The sequence below is a fragment of the Magnetospirillum moscoviense genome, assembly GCF_001650635.1.
In the GTDB taxonomy this organism is placed as follows: Bacteria; Pseudomonadota; Alphaproteobacteria; order Rhodospirillales; family Magnetospirillaceae; genus Magnetospirillum; species Magnetospirillum moscoviense.
This window is the reverse complement of record NZ_LWQU01000127.1, coordinates 44877-51338: the sequence shown is the minus strand read 5'-3', so window position 1 is coordinate 51338 and position 6462 is coordinate 44877. Positions and strand designations below refer to the sequence as shown.

5 protein-coding genes are annotated in these 6462 nt (G+C 64.0%); 2 read left to right on the top strand and 3 right to left on the bottom strand.

Annotated features, from left to right (window positions below):
* Nucleotides 1-339 precede the first annotated feature (339 nt).
* Nucleotides 340-1286 (top strand): IS630 family transposase gene (locus A6A05_RS20065; RefSeq protein WP_156520950.1). Its coding sequence is split into 2 segments (ribosomal slippage): nucleotides 340-676 and nucleotides 676-1286, totalling 948 coding nucleotides; the frame shifts between segments, so codons are not numbered across the junction.
* Nucleotides 1287-2009: 723 nt separating this feature from the next.
* Here A6A05_RS20065 and A6A05_RS07715 read toward each other — a convergent pair.
* Entirely contained in the window at nucleotides 2010-4091 is a 2082-nt protein-coding gene (locus tag A6A05_RS07715; RefSeq protein ID WP_245644224.1) for a site-2 protease family protein, read from the bottom strand.
* A gap of 53 nt (nucleotides 4092-4144) precedes the next feature.
* Here A6A05_RS07715 and A6A05_RS07710 point away from each other — a divergent pair, with 53 nt between their 5' ends.
* Nucleotides 4145-4438: a hypothetical protein gene (locus tag A6A05_RS07710; RefSeq protein ID WP_068499091.1), complete on the top strand. Its 294-nt coding sequence runs from the start codon at nucleotides 4145-4147 to the stop codon at nucleotides 4436-4438.
* Between the two features lie 5 nt (nucleotides 4439-4443).
* Here A6A05_RS07710 and A6A05_RS07705 read toward each other — a convergent pair whose 3' ends face one another.
* Nucleotides 4444-5730 (bottom strand): efflux RND transporter periplasmic adaptor subunit, encoded by a 1287-nt coding sequence (locus A6A05_RS07705; protein ID WP_068499089.1) that lies wholly within the window; start codon nucleotides 5728-5730, stop codon nucleotides 4444-4446.
* Complete coding sequence (locus A6A05_RS07700; RefSeq protein WP_082910787.1) at nucleotides 5727-6461, bottom strand: efflux RND transporter periplasmic adaptor subunit; 735 nt, start codon at nucleotides 6459-6461, stop codon at nucleotides 5727-5729. The genes A6A05_RS07705 and A6A05_RS07700 overlap by 4 nt, the downstream gene beginning before the upstream one ends.
* Nucleotide 6462 lies beyond the last annotated feature (1 nt).

The window sequence follows — 6462 nt, the reverse complement described above, 5'->3', positions numbered from 1 at the left end:
GCCGCCCACATCGCCCCCTATTGGCCATTATGGTGACTACGATTGCCGCTGATCGGCACCTCTGGGCCACCGCCATCGCCATTGCGGTACCGGCCACCGCGCGCGGGAACGCCGCATCGGCCCTCATCTCACCGCCGCCACCGCCAGGCGCGCCCACCGCCACGGTCAAATCCCCATAGACCTCGTCTGCGTCCCGCGGTTTCGTTCAATCCGGCTTCTCAGAGGTCCGGCTCGTCCGGGGCTGGCGTCATGCTTGCCGGACCTCAGAGAACCTTCCAGATTCCCAAGAGGCTGAAAATCTGATTCATCATTCTGGCTGGAGCAAGGAGGCCAGCATGAATGGGACAGCCTCTCTCGATGGATTTGCGGACACGGGTTCTGGCGGCGATTGACGGCGGCATGAGCTGCCGTTCGGCGGCGGCGCGGTTTGGTGTGGCGCCATCGACAGCGATCCGGTGGCATGGGCAGCGGCGCGATACCGGCGGCTTTGCCCCGAAACCCCAGGGCGGAGACATGCGGTCGCGGCGGGTCGAGGAGCGGCGCGACGACATTCTGGCGATCTGGGAGGCCCGTAAGGACATCACTCTGGATGAACTTCGCGATGCCGTGGCCGCCATCGGGCTGACGGTGTCGCGGGTTGGTCTTCATCGCTTCTTCGTCCGCCATGGGATCACGCGCAAAAAAAGACCGGCCACGCGATCGAGCAAGAGCGGCCCGACATCCTGACCCAGCGTCACGACTGGTTCGACGGCCAACTCGACCTTGACCCGGAGCGCCTGGTTTTTATCGACGAAACCTGGACGACGACCAACATGGCCCGCTCACACGGGCGTTGCCCCAGGGGCGAACGGCTGCACATGGGCTTCCCGCACGGTCATCGCAAGACGACCACCCTGGTCGCTGGCCTGCGGATGACCGGCATGGTCGCACCCATGGTCCTGGACCGACCGATCAACGGTGAATGGTTCGAAGCCTATGTGCGACAGGTCCTGGTGCCGGAGGTGCATCCAGGCGATATCGTCATCATGGACAACCTGTCCAGCCACAAGCGCCCGGCGGTTCGCCAGGCGATCGAGGACGCCGGGGCAACGGTGCTATTCCTGCCGCCCTACAGCCCAGACTTCAACCCCATCGAAAAGGCCTTCGCCAAGCTCAAAGCCTTGCTGCGAAAGGAGGCCGAGCGAACCGTCACCGGCCTCTGGAGTCTCATCGGACGCCTCGTCGATCTGTTCCTGCCCACCGAATGCGCCAACTACTTCAGATCGTGCGGATATGAGCCAGATTGATGGAAATCCGCTCTAAAGCGCAGAGGTCACCGACAGGATTGATAGTCGGAATACAATCAGCACAAAGTCAGAACGCGGCCTGATTTTCGCCGGCAATAACGCTCGATGGCCCTGTAGACGAAATGGCCCGGCCCTTGTGGGCGCGCTTCCCCCAAAGCATCAGCCGCGTCGACCGACACACCGCGTTTCAGCAGGCTGCGCGGGCGTTCACGCAGGAAGCGAAAAGAATAACCAGATGAATTTCCACTTTTGAGCCAAACCCCTCGTACCACAAGACGGTGGAAAAGGGCGCCGAACCGACCGAATGGGGCCGATAGCGGTCAGGCCGCTTCAGGGTGGTAATCGCGTAGAATTGTCGGCCAGCTTCTGATCCATCGACCGAGCCGCGCCTTATGGGCTAATCCACCTGAAGTGGCGCAGCTCTCAGGCGTCGCGTAGCTGCAGCCGACCAATACGGGGGTTCCAGGATGGCCACGTCTGTTCGACCTCGCTAGAATTCATGCAATTTACAGAACTGGGGCAATTCGCTGGAGGGACGGAGGCTGACAGCAAACCTTCTCTGTTTAAGAATCAATGGCATATGATGTTGTCGATGCCCAATCGCGGCCTCATTCCAGCGGATCCGACCGGTCTTGGCAGCCGGATCGGCTTCTCTGGCATTCGCTTTGTCGGCGGCAAGGGCGCAGGGCGAATCGGATTGTAGTGAATACAAAATTGTCACTGCTACGCCCCCCATTCACGGATCAGCACGACCATGACCGACCTGGCCAGCCGGCCGATGAGGCTGGAGTTTTCGGCCTCGATGGAGATTGTCCCGATTTCCTCATGGGCGGGCGGCGGGCCTTCGAGGTTGATGGTCACCCGGGTGATGGCGCCGTCGGGAACGATATTCTGCCCCGAGACCCGCGCGGGAATGTCGCCGCCATGGACGGAGGCCAGCGCCCCATCGGGCAGGGTCTTGGCGGGTGACGGATCGATCCGCTGGACGCGCCCGGTCCGGGACGGGCTTTCCAAGGCGCGGGGAGAGAGGGTGGCGCCTGCACCGTTCTCGATACGGGCGAGGTCGTCCTCGGCCACATAGGCGACCGCGATCGGGGCGGAATTTTCCAGGACAAGCCCGAGCTTCTGGCGGGGTGAAAGCCAGTCGCCTGGCTTCATGTCGGGCAGGATATCGAGGATTCTACCGTCCATGGGGGCGAGAATAGCGAGGCGATTTGCTTCCGCATCCAGGGCGGCCAGCTCGGCCTGGGCCTTGCGCAGATCCTCTTGCACGATGCCGGCACGGTCCCGCAGCAAAGGATCGAGGGTGGCGGCTTCAAACTCGGCGGTCTTGCCGTCGATGAGGGCCTGGGCTACCGCCTTGCGCAAGGCGATGTCGGGGGCGGTGAAGCTCATCAGCACGTCGCCCGGCTTCACCGCCTGCCCATGGGAAACGTGGATTGCTTCCAGCCGGGCGGGGAAGGGCAAATGGAGGGCGGCGGATCGGCTCCCCTTCATCACCGCTGGCGCGCTCACACTGCCCTGCCAGGGGATGAGGGCGAGCAGGATGAGGGCTCCAAGCGTGCCCAGCGTCCAGCGGATACGTGTTCCCGCCATGATGGACGTCTTCACTTTCTCCCATTCCCGCATCTCGGCCCAGATGGGCCGGGCAACGAACCACCAGATTTCCACCACGAACAGCACGATGCCCACGGCCTTGATGAAGAAGTGGTAGACCATGACGGCGATGCCCAGAAACAGCACCAGGCGATAGACCCACACCGCCACGGCAAAGGCGATCAGCGCCCGGCGCTTAGCCACAGGCAGAGGTTCCGGCGGCGGCGCGTCCAGCCCGAACAGCACGTTGCGCAGCCACCATCGCGCCATGGCGAAGGAGCGCGGGTGCAGGTTCGGCATCTCCATCGCGTCCATGGCGATGAAATAGCCGTCGAAACGCATGAAGGGGCTTAAGTTGATGGCCAGCGACGAGATCCAGGTCAGCGCCGCCAGCACGAAGGCCGCCTGCTTCCGCGGCCCCTCGGGCAGGAACGCCCAAGCCAGGGTTGCCCAGGCGGCGACGGTGAGTTCGGCCAGGATACCCGCCGAGCCGACCTGAAGGCGCTTCTTGCGCTCGGGCAGCATCCAGGTGTCGTTGACGTCGGTGTAGAGCATGGGCCACAGCACCAGGAAGGCCACCCCCATGCTGGGCACGCGGCAGCCATGGTTCTTGGCGGTGTAGGCATGGGCAAGCTCGTGGATCACCTTCACCACCGTGAGCGCGATGCCATAGGACACCAGCCCCGATAGCGAGAAGGTGTCCACCAGGGTGGCGACGAACAGATCCCATTGCCGTCCCGCCAGTATCAGACCGATGGTCAGGGCCATCATGGTCGTCACCTGGAACCCGTGCGATCCCAGCCAGCGCACCAACGGCAGTGTCCGCCCGAGCCAGTGATCGGGCCGGACCAGGGGGATGCGGAAGAACAGGTAATGGTGCATCAGCCAGTGGAACCAGGACGGCTTCTCGGCTTCGGCCCGCGACGCCAGCCTTTGCGTGTCTTGGGGGCCTGCCGATTGGGTCAATTGGTTGGCGACCAGAAACTCGGCCACGCCCTTTACGTCGTCTTCCGTGGGATGAAGCGTGGTTTCGGCCGATACCGCCTCGGCTATTTCGGCGGGCGTCCCGGCCCACCAGCGGCTAAGGATCTCGAAGGCCGGCCAGGAAATGCGGAAGAAGCGGTTGCGGACCGGGTCGCGGATGGTCCAGGACGGCGAGCCGTCGGCTTCGGCGGGGCCGGGATGCAAGGACAGCTCGGTGCGGAGCATCGGCAGAATACCCATCTCTGTTGTCATTCCCACCCCCTCATGGAGACACGGAGATGAGAAGGATCTGGGCAGTCACCACCGCGTTTCTGGCCTTCACCTCCTCGGCCATGGCCGAATCCGATTGCGAATTGGCAGAAACCGGCAAGGATATTGGCATCGAAATCGAACGCTTCAGCATTCCGGGCCAGCGTCGCGGCATCGAAGATGTGGCACGCCTGCTGGTTCCGTCCCCCTGCGAGACCCGCCCGGTTCCCCGCTTGGTTCTGGAGAACGTCGAGCTTGGACTGCTCGTGGAGGAGTGGCGTCGAGGCACCGAGGAATTGGAGCGGAGGCGGCTCGACCGCTAACATCGCTACCATCCAAGCCATTGCCGGATCACGGCCAGCGGTCGACGGAACAGCCAGTAGACCAGGGGGACCCGGCTGCCATCCAGGCGGGCCGTGCCCTTCAATCCGATGCGGGGAAGGGTGTCGGCATCGGCAATCTTCGCCCGCACCCGATGGGCCAACACCCCGTCGGGCTTCAAGCTCGCCTCGAAAGCCACATAGGACAGCGTGGCCACGACGGGTGACAGCGGGGCGGTGTTGAGGAACAGGACCACCTTCCCGCCCGGCTCCAACGGGATCAAATCAGCGGGCGCCAGCCAGGCTTCCACCTCCACCTGACGAGGATCGGCCACCGCCAGCACCTTTTCGCCCACGCTGACCGGACGACCGATCCATTCGCTGGGATCGTCCATCACCGCGAGACCGTCGCGGGGCGACTTGACCTGGGCGCGGGTCATCAGGTCTTCGAGCTGGGCGCGTTCGGCCTGCTTCTCCTCCACCTTGGCCTTGAGGACCGCCCAGCCGGCCTTGGCCTTGGGGTCGAAGAAGGCCTGCTGGGTGGCTTGGTCCAGTTCAGCCTTGGCCGTATCCAGGACCTTGGCCGCCACCTCCAGCTTGCCGGCGATGGTGGTGCGGTCCAGTTCGAACAGAACGTCTCCCGCCGCGACACTCTGGTTGGGCCGGGCGCGGACCAATTCGATCACACCGTCCAGGGGGGCGCGGACCACCGCCGGGTCCGAGGGGACGATTTCGGCCGGGGCCAGGACTGACAGGCGGACGGGAAAGATCAGGGCCAGGAGGATTCCCGCCGCCACCATCCGCTTCCAGCGTGGCAGGCTGCTCAGACGGTGGCGCCACCGGGACAGCTGTGCGGATTGGTGCTTGGCCGCCCAGGCGAAGGCGTAGGCATCGGTCAGCCGCTGCACGATCGCCGTGGTGCCGGCGTCCCAATCCTCGTCGCGGGCCAGAAGCAGCGTGCCCAGGCGCTTGCCGTCGGCATCCTTCAGCGGCAGGAACAAGGGCTTGGGCGGCAGCCAATCCGCCCATTCCTCGCGCTCGGCGGAAGAAATTTCCTTGCCGGCCTCATGGAGCTTGAACATCCGTTGCAGGAACAAGGTGAAGGGCGCGTTCTCCTCCACCGAGGACACTCCCGAAACCGCCACCACCCCCTTGTCCGCCATATGCAGCGCCGCCTGATGGTATTCCACCAGGGCGCGGGTGTCGTTGACCATGACGAAAGCGAGCTGGATGGTGGTGCGCGCCTTCAGCGCTTGCTCCTCGATCCCCAGCAGGGTGACGAGCGCCTCGCTCACTGCGGGGCCATGCTGATTTTTCCCGTCATTCCCGCCATCAATTCGGGGAAGTCGCCCTTGATCTCGGCGGTGATCTTGACCGAATGGCTGACCGCATCGACCTTGGCGCCCATGCGGGCGATCCGGCCCGGATAAGTCTTCCTGGTCTCGTCCACCATGATCTGAAGAGAGGTACCGGGCTTCAAGGTCGTCACCGCCGACGAGGGTACGATGAATTCAGCGTTCAGCAAGGAATCATCCAGAATCTCCAGGATGGCTTGGCCCACCTGGACGTATTGATGGGCGCGGGCCTTCTGCTCCACCACCCTGCCTGCGAACGGCGCGCTGACGGTGCATTTGGACGCCACGGCACGGGCCGAGTTGAGCTTGGCCTGAGCTACCGCCGCATCCCAGCCTGATTTCTCCGCCTCAAGGGTGCCGGTGGAGTTGAGCTCCAGCAACCGCTTGTGCACCGCCTTGGACTTCTCGGCGGCGGAAAAAACGGCGCTGGCCTCATCCACCAGGGCCCGCTGGATGGTGCAATCGAAGGCCACCAATTGCTGGCCCTCCTTGAAGCGCTCGCCCTCCTTGACGGTGATGCGGTCGATCTTGGCGGGCAGTTCGGCCGACAGCGTGGTGTAATTCACCGCGACTAATTGCACAGGAATCACCGGCTCCTGCGCCTCGGCCCCGAAGGACAGAAGGCTCAGGAGCGGTATCGCCCAGCGCTTGAGGGCAATAAGGCGCGTCACG

Coding starts and splice junctions, on each gene's coding strand:
- A6A05_RS07715 (WP_245644224.1), bottom strand. CDS start 4,091: ATGCTCCGCACCGAGCTGTCCTTGCATCCCGGCCCCGCCGAAGCCGAC.
- A6A05_RS07710 (WP_068499091.1), top strand. CDS start 4,145: ATGAGAAGGATCTGGGCAGTCACCACCGCGTTTCTGGCCTTCACCTCC.